We start from the raw sequence: 18,927 nt of genomic DNA, 5'->3' as shown, positions 1-18,927 counted from the left end.
ACTTGGAGCACCACCAACTCACTAATATCTGGAAATCGATGTCCCTCCAGACTACTTGGAGCACCACCAACTCACTAATATCTGGAAATCGGTGTCCCTCCAGACTGCTTAGAGCACCACCAACTCACTAATATCTGGAAATCGATGTCCCTCCAGACTACTTGGAGCACCACCAACTCACTAATATCTGGAAACCTATACCTTTCCATCCAGATAGGAATATCGTCATTTTCTATAACCAGCAATAATTAGTAAGTATATTTTCAGCCACTTGTTTTGTCCCGTAAAAAAGAGACAAGACACTTTGCCTTATCTCTCATGCAGTATATATTTTTCGAGATTATTAATTGCCTTGCTTACATCCGCTGCTGTAATCGTACCAATTGGCATCGCGTGGATTGATTCACCAGGGATTGTTGATTTTTCGGCTACTTGGTTTATGCTTTCATCCAAAACATTGGATACCCCAAGATCCCGAATCGACACTGGTAATCCGAGTTTCTTATAAAGCGGAAGAAGTTCATTAATCTCATCTAGCTTATTTTCTAAAACAAGTTGAACCAAAACACCATAAGCCACCTTCTCACCATGTAGAGCGGAATGAGTCTCTTCTAAAACCGTCAACCCGTTATGGATTGAATGTGCTCCGGCTACTCTACCGTAATGGTCACCAAAGCCGCCAACCATCCCGCCAAGCACGATGATTGTTTCAACCACCTTAATAAAATCATCAGTAAGAACTCCACTTTTCGCGGCTTCAATTGCTGCTTCGGCATGCTTCATTAAAAGATCCTTGCACTGTCTAGCCGAATAATGTGAGATTAACAATGGTACCGATTTGTTTTCGATTCTAGCCATTTGCACATCGGCTTCATACCATTTCGCCAATGTATCGCCAATTCCTGCGATGAGCATCTCAATCGGTGCGTGCAATAATATCTTTGGTTCAACCAAGACCAAGCTTGCGTTATTTGGAAACATATCATAACGAATATATGAACCATGGTCATCATAAATGACACTTAATGGAGTCCACGGTGCACAATTAGACGCTAGCGTTGGGATTAGCACGTAAGGCTTTTGTGAGAGATGGCTTGTAGCCTTCACTAAATCAAGAACCTTCCCGCCACCAATCCCAATTACAGCATCAAAGGATTTCCTTTTTATAAATGATGAAAGGGATTCTATCTCAGTTATTGAGCATTCACCACTATACGTATACTGTTCTGATTGAATTTTATAAAACTCTGGTATATACTCCTTTGCAGCTTCCCAAGATTTTATCCCATGAACGAATAAAACGTTTTGATAAGAGCGCTCTGCAAGCTTTTCTTCCAGTATGCATAATACACCTTCGGAAACACTATATTCGCTAGGGGCTCCATGAACTGAAAAGATATCCACTTTCATCACTCCTTACTACTATAGCTTAGTTTTCCATCCATGCTGGCTTACCAAAGCCTTGGAATTCCTCATCGATTACTTTTTCGAAGCCTTCTGATTCAACTACAGCTTTTAAATCTTTCGCAAACTGCGAATCATTGTTTTTGGCGCTAATGGCAACTACATTTCGATATGAATCAGACATATCTTCAAGTGTAAGTGCATCTAATAAATTCATTTTTGCAGCTAATGCAAAGTTACCAGGAACGGCAGCTAAATCTGCACTATCAACGGAACGTGGTAATTGACCTGCTTCAATTGGTTGGAATTTTAAATTCTTTTTATTTTCTTCAATGTCTTTTTCCGAAACGGTTAAAGGATCGGCATCCTTAGCAATTGTAATAAGCCCAGTATCACGTAATGTGTTTAATGCACGTGCTGCATTTGTTGGGTCATTTGGAAGAGTTACCGTTGAACCCTCTTTTACTTCATCGATTGATTTATAGACGTTTGAGTAAATTCCCATTGGTGCTGTTGGGACATTAATTAAAGCGGTTAAGTCCATGTTGTTCTCTTTTTCAAAGTTTTCTAGATAAATTGTGTGTTGGAATAGGTTTGCTTGGATATCTCCATTATCTAATGCTTTATTTGGTTGGATATAGTCACTAAATTCAACGATTTCAACGGTGTATCCTAGTTCTTCAAGACCTGGCTTAAGAGCTTTTTTCGCCATGTCACTGTATGGTCCAGCTGTTGCTCCAATTTTAATTTCTTTTGATTCCGCAGCAGAGTCGCTACCTTCATCTCCGTTGCTTGCACTGCTTCCACATGCTGTAACTACAAATGCGACTAAAAGTAAAATAATACCTGTTACCCATTTTTTCATTTTTTCTTCCTTCTTTCTCATTTTTGTTTGTTATCTTTTATCTACTACCTTCGCGATGTAGTCGCCAAGGAGTTGGATGACTTGAACCAAAATAATTAAGATTAAAACAGTTGCAAACATGATCGTATTGTCATAGCGGTAATAACCGAATCGGATTGCTAAATCCCCGATCCCTCCACCACCGACAGTACCGGCCATGGCTGAAAATCCAATTAAACTAATGAGTGTTAATGTGACTCCGGAAATAATTCCTGATCTTGCTTCAAGGAGCAATACATCTTTTATAATCATCCAAGGTGTTGCACCGGCTGCAATTGCTGCTTCGATTACACCTCGGTCAATTTCCCGTAAAGCTGTTTCCACAATTCTCGCAAAAAATGGAATCGCTGCAACTGAAAGTGAAACGGATGCTGCGGTTGGACCGATCGTCGTACCCACGATGAAATTCGTGATAGGAATCAATGCTACAAGTAAGATAATAAATGGAATTGAACGGATTAAGTTCACGACAAATCCTAGAACATTTTGCACGACTTTGTTTTCTAGAAATAACCCTTTATCGGTTACATATAGAAGAATTCCAACCGGAAGTCCGATTACAACAGCAATAAGTAATGATATGGCAATCATATAGATTGTTTGAAAAAACGCTGTATTGATATCTGGGAGTAGTTCCAGAAGATGATTAAAATCAATTCCCATCACGTAGCACCTCCACCTGGGCAGCACGTTCTTCAATGTAGTTTAGTGCTGATTTGATTTCTTCTAGATTACCTCTTATCTCCATGATAAAAATGCCAAGTGGTGAATCTTGAATATATTCAATGGAGCCGTGAAGGAAATTCCCCTTAACATTGAAAGTTTGGAGCATATCCGAAATAACCCCTTCACCTGCTACATTTCCTTTGAATGTAACCTTCACGATTGGTCCTTCACATGCCTCAAGAATAACTTCCGGGATTTCGAATGAAACAACACTTTCAATAAACTCCTTCGTTAATTCCGTGTTCGGACTTGCAAAAACATCGTAAACCGAGCCTTCCTCAATGACCCTTCCATCTTGCATAATCGCCATACGGTTACAAATTTCTTTCACAACATCCATCTCATGGGTAATGAGGACAATCGTAATCCCTAGTTCTTTATTAATCTTTTTTAATAGCTTTAAGATTGATTTTGTTGTCGTTGGGTCCAGTGCGGAAGTTGCTTCATCACAAAGCAACACCTTTGGGTCATTTGCTAGTGCCCTGGCTATCCCGACCCTTTGCTTTTGACCACCACTTAGCTGTGACGGGTAGACATCCTTCTTATCCAAAAGACCCACCATCTCAAGTAAATCTTCAACTCGTTTTTTGATTCGATCTTTTGGTAAATTGGCAGCCTTCAAGGAAAACGCAATGTTTTCGAATACTGTTTTTTGACTAATTAAGTAGAAATGTTGAAAAATCATTCCGATTTTCAACCGCGCAATCCTTAACTCACTGCTTTTCAGAGAAGTGAGATCCACATTATCGACTAGGATGCTTCCAGAGGTTGGTCGTTCGAGCAGGTTGATACAACGCAGCAGGGAACTCTTTCCCGCTCCCGAGTATCCTACAATACCGAAGATTTCCCCAGTTTCTATGTGGAGTGAGACATTGTCCACACCTGTGACAGTCCCGTTTTTTGTTGTATATATCTTTGAAAGATTCCGAATTTCAATCATATAAATACCTCATTTGTTACTCTATTTTTTAACGATAAAAATGCCTCTTTCACACTGAAAGAGGCATCGAAATACAAGAATTATCTCGACTTATCTTTCAGAATGAAAGTCATTCTGCAGGAATTGGCACCTTCCCAATAGTGGGGGTTGCCGGACGTCGTAGGGCCTAGTCCCTCGGTCGCTCTCGATAAGTTTGAAAATTTATTTTAGTTAGTATAGTAAGATACTACTAGTCTATTCATATTTTGTCAATAACAATTGTAACACTAGCCACCTAGTGTTTACGCTTCCATTTCAATGATAATAATGATTGAATTTTTTTAAAAAAAGTTTCCATTAAATCATAAATAGCCCGTTCCCGCGAATGGGAAGGGCTACTGCTAGCTGCTTAAGGCTAAATGGTGATACGCGATATCCATATTATTTTTAAGTTCTTCTGGATTGTCGTGAAAGACGACTTTTCCCTTACTTAAAATATACACATCATCCGCGATTCGTAATGCCGTTGAGATATTCTGTTCAACTAAAAGCATCGACATGCCACTCTCTTTCAATTTCAAAAGAACATCCATTACTTCACTTACCATTAATGGGGATAGTCCCTCTGTGGGCTCATCGAGGAGAAGGATTTTCGGATTTCTCATCAAGGCTCGCCCGATTGACAGCATCGACTGTTCGCCACCACTAAGAGTACCTGCATGCGATTTTTCACGTTCCTTTAATCGAGGAAAATAGTGAAAAATTTTCTCTAGATTCCAATCGCCTTTTTTGGAATCAGCGAACACGGTTAGATTTTCTGTCACTGTTAGGTTTGGGAAAATTCTTCGGCCCTGTGGAACAATTCCGATTCCCTTTTTCGCAATTTGGTGACTTTGAAGTGAGGCCATATTTTGACCTTCGAATAGGATTTCCCCCTGTACTTTACTAACAAACCCAATGATGGAATGCATCGTTGTTGTTTTCCCCATGCCATTTCTTCCAAGCAGAGTAACAACCTGCCCTTCCTTCACCTCGAGATTTACGCCATGAAGAATGTGACTGGAACCATAGAAGCTATTAACATTGTTTAGTTTAAGCATGTGAAGCCTCCTCCCGACCTAAGTAAATTTCCTTAACCTCTTCGTTTTCACGAACAGCCTCTGGAGTGCCATCGGCAATTAGTTTTCCTGTATGAAGGACAATCACACGGTCCATATTTCCGAACAACACATCGATATCATGTTCAATCATACAGATGGTTACTTCTTTCGGAAGCTTATTGATCAGTTCAATAATTTGGTCGGTTTCAACCTGTGACATACCTGCAGTTGGTTCATCTAACAGCAACAGCTTCGGTTTTCCGGCAATCGCCATAACAATCTCAATTTGTCTTTGAACCCCATAAGAGAGTTCTTGGACCTTCATCTCACTATATGGTTCAAGGTTCCATTCTTGTAACAGCGCATCTGTTTCTTCATGAAGTGCACGATAGTTTTTAAAACTGACACTCTTCCACCATTGAGTATGTTCCTTTCTCATTTTTTGCAAGACAAGTAGGACATTCTCCTTTACGGTTAACCCAAACATGAGATTATTTTTCTGAAACGTACGTACGATTCCATTTACTGTTCGTTTATAATTAGGAACCTTCGTAATATCTTGGCCAAAATAAGTAATCGTGCCCCCGCTAGGATTCAAGTCTCCTGCAATCATATTAAAAAAGGTTGTCTTTCCGGCACCATTGGGTCCAATTAATCCAACACGTTCGCCAACAGAAATCTCTAATGTAATATCTTCAATCACCTTCAAACCACCAAAATGTTTTGATAGATGTTGAATTGAAAGAATCGTCGTCATCCCTGTCCCCCCTATCCATTCATTTTTGATTGCTGTTTAATAGGTTCAATCGAATGCTCAATATATTCTTCCTTTACCGGTTGGGGCTTTGCTTTAAATAGATTTTGCACAATTCTTAAGAACAACCCCGCAATGCCGGATGGAGCAAAGATTGTAAATAGAATGAATGCAGCACCGATAATCATCATCCAACTTTCTGTGTATGAGCTAATAATTGTCTCCAATATAACGATAAACGCCGCTCCAATAACTGGTCCCCAAAGCGTACCTGAACCACCGACTAGTACCATGATTAATACAGATCCTGAAACAGTCCAGTACACATCTGTCGGAGCAACGAAGCCATTGAAGAATACATAGAGTCCGCCGGCTAATCCACCTAAAGTACCCGCAATCAAAAAGCTGATGTTTTTATAGAAGGTTGTGTTATACCCAATCGACTTCATTCGATCTTCATTTTCTTTAATTCCGATGAATACATACCCTAACGGGGAGTGAAGAAGTCTGTTAATGATGAGAATAACGATCGTAAACACGACTAAAGTAAAATAATAGATGAACACTTGATTGGAAAGGATAAACTCTCCAAACAGACTTGGAGCTGGAATTCCTGATAAACCATTTGATCCGCCTGTTACATCCGTCCATTGGTAGATGACAGAATAGACCATTTGAGAGCATGCAAGTGTTAGCATCAAAAAGTAAAATCCATGAGCCTTTGTTGATACAAAGCCAATCAAAATGGCTAATAGAAATGCAATCACCATTCCGGTTACAAGGGTTAGAAACACATTTGTCGATAGATGACTAGCAGCAAGACCTGTTGCATAGGCACCAGCACCGAAAAACGCAGCATGCCCTAATGAGACCAATCCGGTTTGTCCGACGAGGATATTTAAGCTAATGGCGAAAATCCCAAAAATCAAAATTTCTGTAAAAATGTTTACGTAATACAAAGAAACGAAAAATGGAGCAGCAACCATTAAGAAAAATAATAAACTACCTTTGACCCACTGTTTGCCCATTTATGCCCTCCTTCCTATCAATCCTTGCGGACGGATAATTAATACTGCAGCCATTAATGCAAATGTAATGATTAAACTTAATTCAGGAACAAAGAAGCGACTAAAGGTTTCCACCATTCCGACTAAGAGACTGGCGATAATCGTCCCCGAGACAGACCCGAGCCCTCCAACAACAAGGACAACAAGTGATAAAATCAGGATGTTAAACTCCATTCCTGGAGCTACCCCTAGAATCGGCGAACCAAGTACTCCACCAACCCCAGCTAGAAAGCTTCCAAAGAAAAAGACGAGTGTAAAAACAAGGTGGATATTAACGCCTAGCCCACCAACCATCTCTTTATCAGATAATCCCGCTCGGATGACAGCGCCCCATTTTGTTTTTTCCTGTGTATACCAAAGCACCAACGCAATGATGATTCCGACCACAATTAAGGCAAGGCGATAGGAAGGAATCATATTCCCCATCACTTCAACAGATTGGCTTAGGAAAGCAGGTGGTGTTACGGTCATAATGTTTTTACCCCAAATTATGGAGAAGAGATCATGGAAGATATACGCAAGACCAAAGGTTAACAACACTTGTGAGAGGTGACCAAGCTTATAAGTAGGACGAAGTAGGACCACTTCTAAAATCAACCCAATGATGGCAATCATAAATGGCACAACTAATAGAGCAACCCAAAATGGTAGCCCTGATTTTACCACGATTGAATAGCCAATATATGACCCTAATAAATATAAGGAGCCATGAGCTAAATTTAATACCCCTAAAATACCGAAAACGAGACTTATCCCACATGTAATAATGAAAAGGAGAAACCCGTAGCTAAGTGCATTCATCAATTGCAAAACCAATGTATCCATTACTTTCCCCCTATCAAATGTAAAGAAAGAGGCAACACATGTTACCTTTGCCTCCTTCTTTTATATTTTCTTATTTTCCTGGGTCTACAACTTCTGGTACTGTATCGATTACTTTATTTTCTGTCTTATCGCCATCTAGATAAGTCTCAACGATATATAAGTTTTGAATAATTTGATGTGTTTCCTGATCAAACTTGATTGGACCTCTTGGGCTATTAAGCTCAACCTTTGAGATTTCCTCTACTAGTTTATCCGGGTCTGAAACATCTCCATTTAACGCTTCAATTGCTTTTGCCATAATCGCAGCTGCATCATATCCTTCTGCAGATTCGATACTTGGTCGAGCATTAAACTTCGCTTCATATGCTTCAACAAACTTTTTATTTTCAGGAGTGTCAAGGCTATAATCCCAGAAAATTGAAGCAATGATTCCTTCAGGAGCCGTTCCTTGCTGTGGACGAGTATCTTCAGCCGTGAGCCATCCAGAACCAATTAAAGGAATCTTACCTTTTAATCCATATTGCTCATATTGTTGAACAAAGCGGATTGCATCAGTACCAGCAAAGAATGCGTAGATTCCATCAATGTCATCACGATTCATTTTTGCTAGATAAGAGGAGTAGTCATTATTTCCTAGTGGCGCAAATACTTCCTCGACGATTTCCCCACCTGCTGCGGTATACGCATCTTTAAACGCTGCGGTCGCTTCATGACCAAAGGCATAGTCAGCAGCTGTTAAATAGATTTTTTCGCCAATATTGTCATATGCCCATTGACCCATTGAATGGCCAATTTGGTAGGAAGAGAATGATGAACGCCAGATATAATCACTACGCTTTGATCTTGTTAGGTCATTACCACCCGCATGTGATACAAGGAATGGTAATTTATTCTTTTCTACTTCATCGCGGATCGCATATGCAACCGCCGTACTGATTGGACCAGTTAAAATATCAATTTTATCCTGCTCTATTAACTTACGAAGTTTTCGTAAAGAAACTTGCGGGTCTGCCTCTGTGTCTTCATGCACGATTTCTATCTTCTTTCCTGCAACTTCCCAGCCGATCTCTTCAAAATAGAGTTCCATTCCATTCTTCACATTTTCACCAAGTGATGCGTATACACCTGTTGATGGTAATAACGCACCAATTTTAATAGGCTCGTCACTTGCAGAATCAGAAGTTGTCGGTTCTTCCTTTTCCTCTTTTTTATTTTTATCTGTAGTCGTACTGATTGCTCCTGAGCTACATGCTGAAAGTAATAGAACAAACGCCAACATAATCAACCAATTTCTCTTTACTAGCTTCATAGTAAACCTCCCTTTTTTTAAAAGCTTAATCATCTGACCCTCTTTGGTGGTTATACTCATAAACTTGTATTATGTATGGAACTCCCCCTTTTTAATATTCTGAATATTATTATAGTTATTACTATTCAAATATTCAATACTTATTTGTATCTTTCATTAAAAAAACGTAATAAATTTTTCTGCTGCTAGACACAAAAAAATGGAGGAGGGATGGAACAAAGGCTCGACAAAAGTTGAGTATCTATTCCATCACGACCTCTATTTTATACGCATATATGGTAAATAACACCACTTATTGAAGTCGGTTTCATTGACTAATCATGTAAGATCAAGGCGAAAATATATATTATGTTAATTTTACTTTCGCATATGAAACATCTAATTATTGTCTTAATTTAAACCGCTGCATTTTACCAGAAGCCGTTTTTGGAATTTCATCCATAAACTCGATGATTCTTGGATATTTATAGGGTGCTAGGTTTGCTTTTACATATGCTTTTAAGTCGGCTTTTAAGTCTTCAGACGGGGCTACTCCCTCTTTCAGAACAATACAAGCCTTTGGAAGATCCAAGTTATCCTCTGTCTTCACACCAATGACCGCAACCTCAAGGACAGAGTCATGCTTAAGTAGTGTTGCTTCTACCTCCACAGGTGATACCCAAATTCCACTGACCTTCAGCATGTCATCAGATCGTCCTGAATACCAAAAATAACCCTGTTCATCTTTATAATATTTATCCCCTGTGTACATCCATTCACCGTGAAACTTACTCTGATTTTCAGCGATATTGGTCCAGTATCCACCCGTTAGACTCTCACCTTTAATGACTAAGTCACCCACTTCATTTGGCCCAACCTCTTTGGCTTCGTCATTGACAATTTTCGCCTCATAGCCAGGAACTGGCTTCCCTGTACTACCAGGGCGAATGTCTCCAACTCGATTTGAAATAAAGATATGTAGGGCCTCTGTTAACCCAATTCCATCTAAAATATCAAGATTAAAAAGTTCTTTCCATTTGTTCACAAATGTATCAGGGAGTGCTTCACCTGCAGATACACAAACTCTTACAGAAGATAGGTCAGGAATGTTGCCTGTTCGTTCTGCATAGTTAATCAAACTACCATAAAGCGTTGGGACGCCAAAAAAGATTGTCGGTTTGGTCTTTTCAAGTGTTTCAAACACTCTATCTGGTGTAGGCCGATCCTTTAAAAGAACCGTTGTACCTCCTGCTCCCAATGGGAAATACATGCCATTTCCAAGCCCATAAGCAAAGAAGAGCTTAGATGCAGAAAAGGTAATATCATTTTCATTTATCCCTAAAACTTGTTTCGCATACGTGTTATATGCTGCTTCCATACTTCGTTGATGGTGAATGACGCCTTTTGGATTTCCTGTACTACCAGAACTATATAACCAAAATGCGGGATCATCCTTTACGGACATGAATGACTCAAGTTCTGTTGAAGCATGATTCATAAGTTCATGGAAATCTATTTCATTTGCATCTACAGATGTGTTTTCTGTGACGACAATAACATGCTGAAGAAAAACAAATCGATCTCTGTTTTCCTTAATTTTGCTCCAGAGGTCCTCGTGTATAACAAGTACCTTTGATCGACTGTGGTTTAATAGATATTCATAATCATGAGGCTGTAGCATGGTGTTAGTTGGAATAGGAAGAGCACCAATCTTTACTGCACCGAAAAAGGATACGATATTCTCAGCCGTATCATGCAGTACCAATAGCACGCGGTTTTCATTTTGAACACCTAATCCTTTGAGAGCGTTTCCAAATCGATTAACACGATTAAGAAGCTCTTGATAAGTAACTTGTTCGTCTCCACTCACTATCGCTACCTTTTTCCCTCGTCCATTCCGTACATTTTCTTCAATAAATCGATCGGCAGCATTGTACTTCGTTGCAATTCCTTTTAAATCCGAAGCTACTTTTATCACATTCTTCCTCCTTACCTATCTTGTGGATAGTAAAAATTTCAGATAGTGGAGGTAATTGTTTACCTCCACTTTTTTTCGGAGTCATTCGTAGATGATTATGATATTAGCACGGTAGTAATAGTGTAAATTAGCCATAAAGATTGATGAAAATGATTGATTTACTTACCAGACCAGTTTGGTTCACGTTTTTCGATGAATGCACTTAAGCCTTCTTGGGCATCTTGTGAACGGAATAATAGATTTTGAAGCTCCCCTTCGTATCGGATTGCTACGTTAAGTGGCATTTCTTTACCGTTCATGATTGATAATTTAATGTTAGACGTTGCGTAAGTAGCGCTGCTCGCGATTTTTTGTGCATATTCTAATGTCTTTGCTCGTGTTTCTTCTTGAGGGAAGATACGATCAACTAGTTTAATAGCTAATGCCTCTTGTGGAGTTAATGTTTCACCCGTGATGTTCAAATCAAGGGCTTTAGAATGCCCCACTTGACGAGCAAGGCGCTGAGTTCCGCCAGTTCCTGCTAATACACCTAGAGATACTTCTGGAAGTCCGATTTTTCCTGCTTGGTCTCCCATAAAACGTAAGTCACATGCAAGAGCCATTTCTAATCCGCCACCAACCGTATGACCTTCTAAGCAAGCGATCCAGATTTGTGGAGAACGAGCAATTTTATCTAACGTTTCATTACAGAACAAGCAGAATTGTGTTTTAAAACGAGGCTCTGATGACTTTAAGAAGTTAATATTAGCACCTGCAGAGAAAAACTTCGGCATATCACTCATTAACACAACCACTTTAATATCATTGTCAAAACGGATGTCATCAATTGCCGCATTTAGCTCTTTGTAATACTCAAGATCATAAGCATTTGTTTTGTTTACATGCATGTGGACTTCTGCAATACCATCCGCTTTTTTCACCGTAAGTGTTTTCGTTTCTAAATTAACAGTCATTTTACATTCCTCCAATATTTTAATTTGAAAATTAATTAAATAAACTATATTCTGAAAATATTTAGTAGACGTTCTCCGTTATAAGAGACAACACTCTTTGTTTCACTGTATAGATCAAGGGTTTCAACACTTAACTCTCTGCCAAATCCTGATTGCTTATATCCACCAAATGGTGTTCCAGGGAAGGCTGAAATTGGACAGTTCACCATGACGATACCTGCACGAATTCCTTCAGCTATTCGGTGTGCCCTTCCGTGATCTTTCGTCCATACAGCCGAACCAAGTCCAAAAATGGAATCATTGGATAATTTGAGCACTTCGTCTTCATCTTTAAATTTCATGATCACAACGACTGGACCGAAGACCTCTTCTTGCGCAATTCTCATATCATTTGTGACATTACCAATCACGGTTGGCATATACCAATATCCTTTATCAAATTCGCTGCCCTCAGGTCTTTTTCCTCCATAAAGAATTTCTCCACCTTCTTCAATAGCAAGCTTTACATAGCCGTCGACAACGCCTTCATGTTCCTTAGAAATCAGGGCTCCCATATGAGTTTCCTTATCGAATGGATCGCCGACCTTTAGTTTTTTAGCTTTTTCAATAAATTTCTCGACAAATTCATCATAAATAGATTCGTGCACGAATAGCCGTGAACGAGCTTCACAGGACTGACCTGTGTTATAGAAAATCCCATAAATAGAACCGACAACTGCACCTTCAATGTCCGCGTCATCAAAAACGATATTCGGAGATTTCCCACCTAGCTCTAAAGTAACACGCTTTAAGGTGGTTGAAGCTTTCGCCATAATATCTTTTCCGGTTTCCGTTTCACCAGTAAAGGCAACCTTATCGACGCCAGGATGAGTCGTTAAGTATGGACCAATAACTGAGCCACTTCCTGTAATAACATTCACTACACCCGCTGGAACACCAGCCTCATGACAAATATCGGCAAGCATATAAGCGGTAATCGGTGTATGGGATGCAGGCTTCAGAATAACCGGACATCCCGCTGCGATGGCAGGTGCGATTTTCCACGCAGCCATCATTAATGGGTAGTTCCACGGAATAATTTGTGCACAAACTCCTACTGGTTCTTTTACGGTATAGTTAAAAAATCCATTCGGAACTGGGTTTGTACGTCCGCCAAAGGTTGTAATGGCTCCCGCATAAAATTCAAAGTCTTCAATTGCCTGACCAATTTGTCCTTTTGCAGCCGCTACCGTTTTTCCGCTATTTAATACTTCTGCTTCAACCAAATCATTGAAACGTTCCCGCATGATGTCCGCAATTTTGTTTAAAACTCTTGCTCTTCTCGCTTGAGGCATCTTCGGCCATTTACCATTTTCAAATGCGTTTCTGGCTGCGTCAACAGCGCGATCCACATCCTCCTTCGTTGCCTTTGCGACTGTTGCTAACACCTCACCAGTTGCTGGGTTATAGGTTTCAAAAAATTCATTGTTGCTACTATTTGAGTATTCTCCATTAATCAATAGTTGGTACGTTTCTTTTAATTGCACCATAGATGTTGTTTCACTCCCTACATTTTCTCGATAATCGTTGCAATTCCTTGGCCAACGCCGATGCACATGGTTGCTAACCCATAACGCACATCACGTTTTTGCATCTCATGAACAAGTGTTGTTACAATTCGTGAACCGCTACATCCAAGTGGATGCCCTAATGCAATCGCACCACCATTGACATTCACTTTATCCATATCAAGCTCTAGTTCTTTTATACATGCAACAGATTGTGCTGCAAATGCTTCATTTATTTCGATTAAATCCAGATCCTGAACGGTTAGACCCGCTCTTTGCAATGCTTTTCTTGTTGCTGGAACTGGGCCAATTCCCATATAGTCTGGGTGTACTCCACTAACGGCAGAAGTGACCACTCTCGCAATTGGATTTAATCCAAGCTTTTTGGCGAGTTCCTCTTCCATGACGAGAATAGCACTTGAACCATCATTGATCCCCGATGAATTCCCTGCGGTTACAGTCCCATCCTTTCGAAAAACAGGTCTTAGCTTCGCTAGTGTTTCCAATGTGGTTTCAGGTCGTGCATGCTCATCCTCTTTGAATAGATGCGGTTCTCCTTTTCGCTGTGGTATTTCAATTGGCACAAGCTCATCATCGAATCTTCCACTTTGAATCGCCACTGCTGCCCTTTGTTGACTTAATAGGGCAAGCTCATCCTGCTCTGCTCGTGAAATCCCATATTTCTCTGCAACATTTTCGGCGGTTTCTCCTAGACTAATAGGAGGATACATGTCATTCATCACAGGATTGACCAGTCGCCAGCCTAACATCGTGTCATGTAAGGTTTGATTGCCTTTCGCATTTGTCACATGAGGCTTCATCATAACGTAAGGTGCACGGGTCATACTTTCAGTTCCACCTGCAATAAAGACGTCCCCTAATCCTGATTTAATTGCAGCTGCGGCCTGATTCACTGCCTCTAGCCCAGAGCCACAAAGGCGATTGACCGTTACCCCGGGAATGGAAACTGGGAGTCCGGCAAGAAGTAAGCCCATTCTCGCCACATTTCGATTATCTTCCCCCGCTTGATTCGCACACCCGAAAAATACATCTTCGATTAATGACGGATCAAGGTCCACGCGAGCCATTAGCTGTTTAATCACATGTCCTGCAAGGTCATCTGGTCGAACACTAGTAAGTGAACCGTTAAGTTTCCCAATCGGTGTTCGAACAGCATCAATAATGACTGCTTCTCTCATAGTGAAAGCTCCTTGTTTCGGTTTTGATAATGGTAAAAGCATCTATCGGTTTCTCCGCCAATCCATCCTGCATACACAAGCTTTCGAATAAGCGGAGCCGGGCGATAACGCTCTTCCCCTAATTCTTGATATAATCCACTTAAAACGGCATATACGTCATCAAGCCCAATTTTCTCTGCCCACTCAAGCGGACCCATTGGATAATTCGTGCCTTTTTTCATCGCGACATCGATGGCTTCCGCCTCAGCCGTTTGCTCCGTTAATGCATACGCCGCTTCATTAACAATCATGGATAAAACTCGTGGGAACACGAAACCCACTTCATCCTCCACAAGTTCAATGTCTTGATGAATCAATGAAAAAATCTCGGCAGCTGCATGCACATATCTTGGGTCAGCCTGTAAGGGCAGTGCCACTTCGATTAAGTTACCTTCTTTAAAATTCGCAAATGTCCCAAACCCTACTACTCTATCAGGGTAGTTCAGCCATGAAGCAACCTCTGTAGCTGTCACACCGAGAGTTGTGGATAAAAGTAACGTGGAAGGACGAACACTTGCTTCAATTTCTTGCATTCGACGTTTCTTTTCACTCTTATCAAGGTTGGTCGTTTCAATCACAACATCGACTTCTTGATCCATTCGGTTTGGCTCAACTAAACGGACCTGCTCGATTTCTTGAAAAGAATTGGAGAGTTCTTTTGCGAGTAAATTATCCCCTGCAATGACGATTGTTTTAGTTGTCATATTCGAAGAACCCTCCTTTTGTTTTTCTTCCTAAGCTACCTGATTGAACCATTCGCTCCTGATAGTAATGAGGACGGAATCTGCTTTCTCCGTGAAATCCTTCGTATACGGACTTGGTTGTTGCGAAATTGATATCAATCCCGATTAGGTCCTGTAATTCGAAAGGTCCCATTTTAAAATTCCCAGCGCGTTTCATAATTCGGTCGATTTGTTCAACGGATGCGATTTTATCATTCATAATTCGTAAAGCTTCATTGTAAAATGGTCTTGCTACTCGGTTCACAATAAAACCTGGTGTATCCTTGCACATTACTGGATTTTTGTGAATCGTTTTGGCAAATTCTACTAGGGTTTCAACAGTTGAGGAAGCTGTTTTTAATCCCTTTACGACTTCTACAAGTGGCATAATTGGTGCCGGGTTAAAAAAGTGCAAGCCAGCGATTCGTTCTGGATGTGCGCTTTGTCCAGAGATTTCTGTAATCGAAAGTGAGGAAGTATTCGACGCCAAAATCGAATCTTTCGTACAGATTTCTTCCAGTTGTGAAAAGATAGAACGTTTGATTTCTAGCCTTTCCGGTGCTGCCTCAATCACCAATTGGCAGTCGGCAAATGAGTTCATATCCGTTGTGGTAGCCAAATTCTTTTTTGCTAGTTCTGAGGTGGTAAGGCTTATTTTCTCTTTAACAACTAATCTATCAAGCTTTGATTCTATTGATTCTTTTGCTCGGGTCACCGTTTTTTCGTCAATATCAAAGAGCATGACAGGGTATCCATTTTGAACGAGTAACTGAGCGATCCCTGCTCCCATGGTGCCAGAACCAATAACACCTATCTTATTAATTTGCATGTTTTCGACCCCTTTTAGAGGATGTTCAAAAAGTCCGGTGAATTTGACGCATCGAATTTCTGTGTTGGCTTGCTTTTCCGTTCCTCACGTATTAACTGCATACGCTCCGGTACTCAAAGCTGCACCGCCTTGAAATTTCGACGCACAGGAAGTGCTAGTGTCGACAATGCCACAGGACGTGGCGTTCTTGTCGACGCGGTCCTCTTCATCCTCCTTTTTGAACAATTATTTTACTTTGCCGCGTCTTCCCTCTGCCATCGAATGTATTCGAATACGCTTTTACATTCGTTACAGTAGTATTGGCGAACTAATTGGGCTGTTCCAAAGGATGAAATCTTCTTTACATCATTAGATGAGCAAAATGAACATTGGACGTTCTCTTTACTAGCCGACATTTTGCTTCGCCGCTTCCCTTGATACTTCTTGAATGGTTGCATTGAATTGTTCTACTAATCTCGCATCCTTTGGAATAATGCTTTCTGTAACGAGATACATGTCATCTTCTACTTTAATTAACCATTCCTTTGCTTCCTGAGCCGTTTTCTCAATTGCTTCTCGACATCTTCTCGGAATCGAACCCTTATCAAGCAACAACTGTTCACACCAGCTCTCTGAATAGATGAGATGCTCCTGCTGCTCCTTTAGCATTTTTGTAAAAGGCGGGTTCACATTCGGGTTATTTGCTTCAATCATTGCCTTCATCACTAAATCTACCGCAACATTTGTGACGTAAAGCCCGGCAATGAGTTCAATCCAGTTCCCAATTTTGACATTCTGTTGAAATGCCTTTCCTGTTTGGTCCTTCACTTCCGCCTTCACACCTGTTAGGTCAGAAACCCATCGATATAAAAGTCTAGAATGACCTAGTTCCTGCTGAGCCATGGCGATTGATGAAAGTGTTCCTTCTAATGTAGGACCACTGATCCCGATTTCGACTAAGCGGTCACCTAAAACAAATTTATTATCTGCAATGGTTTCCCCTAGTTCTATTAACGAGTTATGTTCATTAGTCAACCTTCTCACTCCTTTGCAAATAATGGTTCTGGGCTTCGAACACAAACAAGGTTTTCTTTTTTCACCACGTACATTTCAACCCAGTCTTCTTCATCGTAAATATGCTGCGCATAAATTTTGGCGAGATTATCATTAACTGCTTTGAATGTCCCCACATGAATAAGTTCATCTCCACGATTGATTCGAGTGAGAAGAAGGTAATCATGCTTCGTTGCTGCTTCTACTGTCATGAACTTACCCCCCAATGTTTTAACTTTTTCTTTCCTTCTTCACTTAGGTTTGCCGTTGTCCAAGGTGGATCCCATACAACCTGAATCTTTACATCTTCTACCTCAGCTTCCTTTAGCAAACGCTCTTTGATATCGTTTTCAATCCACTGCATACAAGCACATCCAGTGGAAGTATACGTCATTTCAACCTCTAAGTCGCTTCCATGTCGGGTGATGTTATAGATCAAACCCATATCTACAACACTGATTGGAAACTCTGGATCCATCACTTCTTTTAGAGCATCCCAGTATTTCGTAGTCGTTTGTTCGCTTTGGATAACTCCACTCATGTTTATGCCTCCTCTGCTCTCATTTGTTCGAACTCCCAAACTCCCTTTTGGATTCTGGCAACAAACTCTTTATTTTGAGGACCTCTTTGCTTAAAACGTTCAATTGCCCCTTCCCATGTGTCAGGCTGGTCCGTTAACCATTTTTTATTTTCAGCATCGAATTTACATGGAAATGGAACATCAATGACATACTTGCTTTGGTCTTCATCGTAATGAGCTGGAACCCTGATTCCAATCGATTCACAGAATGGAACAGCCGTTGATAACCACTTTTGTCTTAATTCGTCATTGGTGCGCCCTTTTAGTCGATAATCCAATTGTGCCGAACGACTTTTAAGATTATCGGCAACACCGAAGAATTCAAGTGCCATCAAGAACATCCAATCCACAGCATCTTGTACTTGCTTTGCTGTTTCCGGCTTCTTCATCGCATTTCTCATAATGATTTCCCCGTTTCGGAGGTGGAACAATTCTTCCTTATCAACCTTTACGAGTGCACGCTTCCAAGGTCCATAGGACGTATGTTCATACGCATCACCCAAAAGCGTATATCCAGAACGGTCAAACAATCCATTAAAGACTCCTAATTCAACCCAGTTATCTAATTTAAAATCAAACGCATATGGATTTTTCCATCGGTTTGCCGGTCGGCGATAAAGCATTTCGTCCACATCTTCCCCAAGGTCTTCCAGCAAGCGGTACGCGATATGAGCGTGACCGATTTCATCTTGCATCACTGCTAGAGCTGTAATTTTATAGTTTAAGTTTGGGGCTTGATCGTAGACTGTTAATAGTGGTGGGACGCTAAGAAGTTCTGTATCTCCAACAATCGCAAGCGTTTGTTTTAGTGCTTTCAAATATTCGTCATTCATATCCTCCATGCGTTCTACTATAAATCCATTTCGAACCTTTTCTAGTAATACCTCAGCTTCCTTTATACTCATCAATGAACACCTCTTTGTATTACGTTTTTTAAACTATCGTTTATAATATGTAATATAGAATATTTTAAATTGTTTGTCAACATGTTTATGTTGTTTTTTAGACGTTAATTTTAAAATCGTAATGGATGGGGTGGGGACTGTCTCTTATACACATCT

20 protein-coding genes and 1 riboswitch are annotated in these 18,927 nt (G+C 40.4%); all 20 genes read right to left on the bottom strand.

Annotated elements, in window-relative coordinates; all coding sequences use genetic code 11:
* Window positions 1-309 precede the first annotated feature (309 nt).
* The 20 genes from E1I69_RS21310 to E1I69_RS21220 all read right to left on the bottom strand — a co-directional run bounded on the left by E1I69_RS21310 (window position 310) and on the right by E1I69_RS21220 (window position 18,771).
* On the bottom strand, window positions 310-1,404 hold the full coding sequence (locus tag E1I69_RS21310; RefSeq protein WP_136381555.1) for an iron-containing alcohol dehydrogenase family protein: 1,095 nt from the start codon (window positions 1,402-1,404) through the stop codon (window positions 310-312).
* 25 nt (window positions 1,405-1,429) lie between these two features.
* Window positions 1,430-2,269 carry a MetQ/NlpA family ABC transporter substrate-binding protein gene (locus tag E1I69_RS21305; RefSeq protein WP_136381554.1) on the bottom strand — a complete coding sequence of 280 codons (840 nt, stop codon included), beginning with the start codon at window positions 2,267-2,269 and terminating at the stop codon, window positions 1,430-1,432.
* Window positions 2,270-2,299: 30 nt separating this feature from the next.
* Window positions 2,300-2,971, bottom strand: coding sequence for a methionine ABC transporter permease (locus tag E1I69_RS21300; RefSeq protein WP_136381553.1), 672 nt, complete (start codon window positions 2,969-2,971; stop codon window positions 2,300-2,302).
* Window positions 2,961-3,974 (bottom strand): methionine ABC transporter ATP-binding protein, encoded by a 1,014-nt coding sequence (locus tag E1I69_RS21295; protein WP_136381552.1) that lies wholly within the window; start codon window positions 3,972-3,974, stop codon window positions 2,961-2,963. The genes E1I69_RS21300 and E1I69_RS21295 overlap by 11 nt, the downstream gene beginning before the upstream one ends.
* Window positions 3,975-4,061: 87 nt before the next feature.
* Window positions 4,062-4,168: riboswitch (SAM riboswitch) on the bottom strand.
* 186 nt (window positions 4,169-4,354) lie between these two features.
* Window positions 4,355-5,053, bottom strand: a complete 699-nt coding sequence (locus E1I69_RS21290) for an ABC transporter ATP-binding protein (RefSeq protein ID WP_136381551.1) — start codon at window positions 5,051-5,053, stop codon at window positions 4,355-4,357.
* Window positions 5,046-5,810 carry an ABC transporter ATP-binding protein gene (locus E1I69_RS21285; protein WP_136381550.1) on the bottom strand — a complete coding sequence of 255 codons (765 nt, stop codon included), beginning with the start codon at window positions 5,808-5,810 and terminating at the stop codon, window positions 5,046-5,048. The genes E1I69_RS21290 and E1I69_RS21285 overlap by 8 nt, the downstream gene beginning before the upstream one ends.
* A gap of 11 nt (window positions 5,811-5,821) precedes the next feature.
* Window positions 5,822-6,835, bottom strand: a complete 1,014-nt coding sequence (locus E1I69_RS21280) for a branched-chain amino acid ABC transporter permease (protein WP_136381549.1) — start codon at window positions 6,833-6,835, stop codon at window positions 5,822-5,824.
* Window positions 6,836-7,699: a branched-chain amino acid ABC transporter permease gene (locus E1I69_RS21275; protein WP_136381548.1), complete on the bottom strand. Its 864-nt coding sequence runs from the start codon at window positions 7,697-7,699 to the stop codon at window positions 6,836-6,838.
* A gap of 70 nt (window positions 7,700-7,769) precedes the next feature.
* Window positions 7,770-9,008 carry an ABC transporter substrate-binding protein gene (locus E1I69_RS21270; RefSeq protein WP_136381547.1) on the bottom strand — a complete coding sequence of 413 codons (1,239 nt, stop codon included), beginning with the start codon at window positions 9,006-9,008 and terminating at the stop codon, window positions 7,770-7,772.
* Window positions 9,009-9,390: 382 nt separating this feature from the next.
* Window positions 9,391-10,965 carry a benzoate-CoA ligase family protein gene (locus E1I69_RS21265; RefSeq protein ID WP_136381546.1) on the bottom strand — a complete coding sequence of 525 codons (1,575 nt, stop codon included), beginning with the start codon at window positions 10,963-10,965 and terminating at the stop codon, window positions 9,391-9,393.
* A gap of 158 nt (window positions 10,966-11,123) precedes the next feature.
* Window positions 11,124-11,918: an enoyl-CoA hydratase/isomerase family protein gene (locus E1I69_RS21260; RefSeq protein WP_136381545.1), complete on the bottom strand. Its 795-nt coding sequence runs from the start codon at window positions 11,916-11,918 to the stop codon at window positions 11,124-11,126.
* Window positions 11,919-11,962: 44 nt separating this feature from the next.
* The gene (locus E1I69_RS21255; RefSeq protein ID WP_136381544.1) at window positions 11,963-13,447 is read right to left on the bottom strand and encodes an aldehyde dehydrogenase family protein; all 1,485 of its coding nucleotides are present in this window, start codon (window positions 13,445-13,447) and stop codon (window positions 11,963-11,965) included.
* 17 nt (window positions 13,448-13,464) lie between these two features.
* Window positions 13,465-14,664, bottom strand: a complete 1,200-nt coding sequence (locus E1I69_RS21250; RefSeq protein ID WP_136381543.1) for a thiolase family protein — start codon at window positions 14,662-14,664, stop codon at window positions 13,465-13,467.
* The gene (locus E1I69_RS21245; protein ID WP_136381542.1) at window positions 14,661-15,407 is read right to left on the bottom strand and encodes a 3-hydroxyacyl-CoA dehydrogenase family protein; all 747 of its coding nucleotides are present in this window, start codon (window positions 15,405-15,407) and stop codon (window positions 14,661-14,663) included. Before E1I69_RS21245 ends, E1I69_RS21250 begins: the two co-directional genes overlap by 4 nt.
* Complete coding sequence (locus E1I69_RS21240) at window positions 15,397-16,254, bottom strand: 3-hydroxyacyl-CoA dehydrogenase NAD-binding domain-containing protein (RefSeq protein ID WP_136381541.1); 858 nt, start codon at window positions 16,252-16,254, stop codon at window positions 15,397-15,399. The genes E1I69_RS21245 and E1I69_RS21240 overlap by 11 nt, the downstream gene beginning before the upstream one ends.
* A gap of 230 nt (window positions 16,255-16,484) precedes the next feature.
* Window positions 16,485-16,649, bottom strand: coding sequence for a hypothetical protein (locus E1I69_RS25535; RefSeq protein ID WP_431731900.1), 165 nt, complete (start codon window positions 16,647-16,649; stop codon window positions 16,485-16,487).
* On the bottom strand, window positions 16,639-17,268 hold the full coding sequence (locus tag E1I69_RS21235) for a Phenylacetic acid catabolic protein (RefSeq protein ID WP_136381540.1): 630 nt from the start codon (window positions 17,266-17,268) through the stop codon (window positions 16,639-16,641). Before E1I69_RS21235 ends, E1I69_RS25535 begins: the two co-directional genes overlap by 11 nt.
* Before the next feature lie 5 nt (window positions 17,269-17,273).
* Entirely contained in the window at window positions 17,274-17,498 is a 225-nt protein-coding gene (locus E1I69_RS21230; protein ID WP_136381539.1) for a hypothetical protein, read from the bottom strand.
* On the bottom strand, window positions 17,495-17,827 hold the full coding sequence (locus E1I69_RS21225) for a metal-sulfur cluster assembly factor (RefSeq protein ID WP_136381538.1): 333 nt from the start codon (window positions 17,825-17,827) through the stop codon (window positions 17,495-17,497). Before E1I69_RS21225 ends, E1I69_RS21230 begins: the two co-directional genes overlap by 4 nt.
* A gap of 2 nt (window positions 17,828-17,829) precedes the next feature.
* Window positions 17,830-18,771 (bottom strand): Phenylacetic acid catabolic protein, encoded by a 942-nt coding sequence (locus tag E1I69_RS21220; protein WP_431731899.1) that lies wholly within the window; start codon window positions 18,769-18,771, stop codon window positions 17,830-17,832.
* Window positions 18,772-18,927 lie beyond the last annotated feature (156 nt).

This window comes from Bacillus timonensis (genome assembly GCF_004799755.1).
Classification (GTDB): domain Bacteria; phylum Bacillota; class Bacilli; order Bacillales; family Bacillaceae_L; genus Ferdinandcohnia; species Ferdinandcohnia timonensis_A.
Note: the sequence above shows the minus strand (reverse complement) of the source record. Positions and strands in the feature narration are given on the sequence as shown.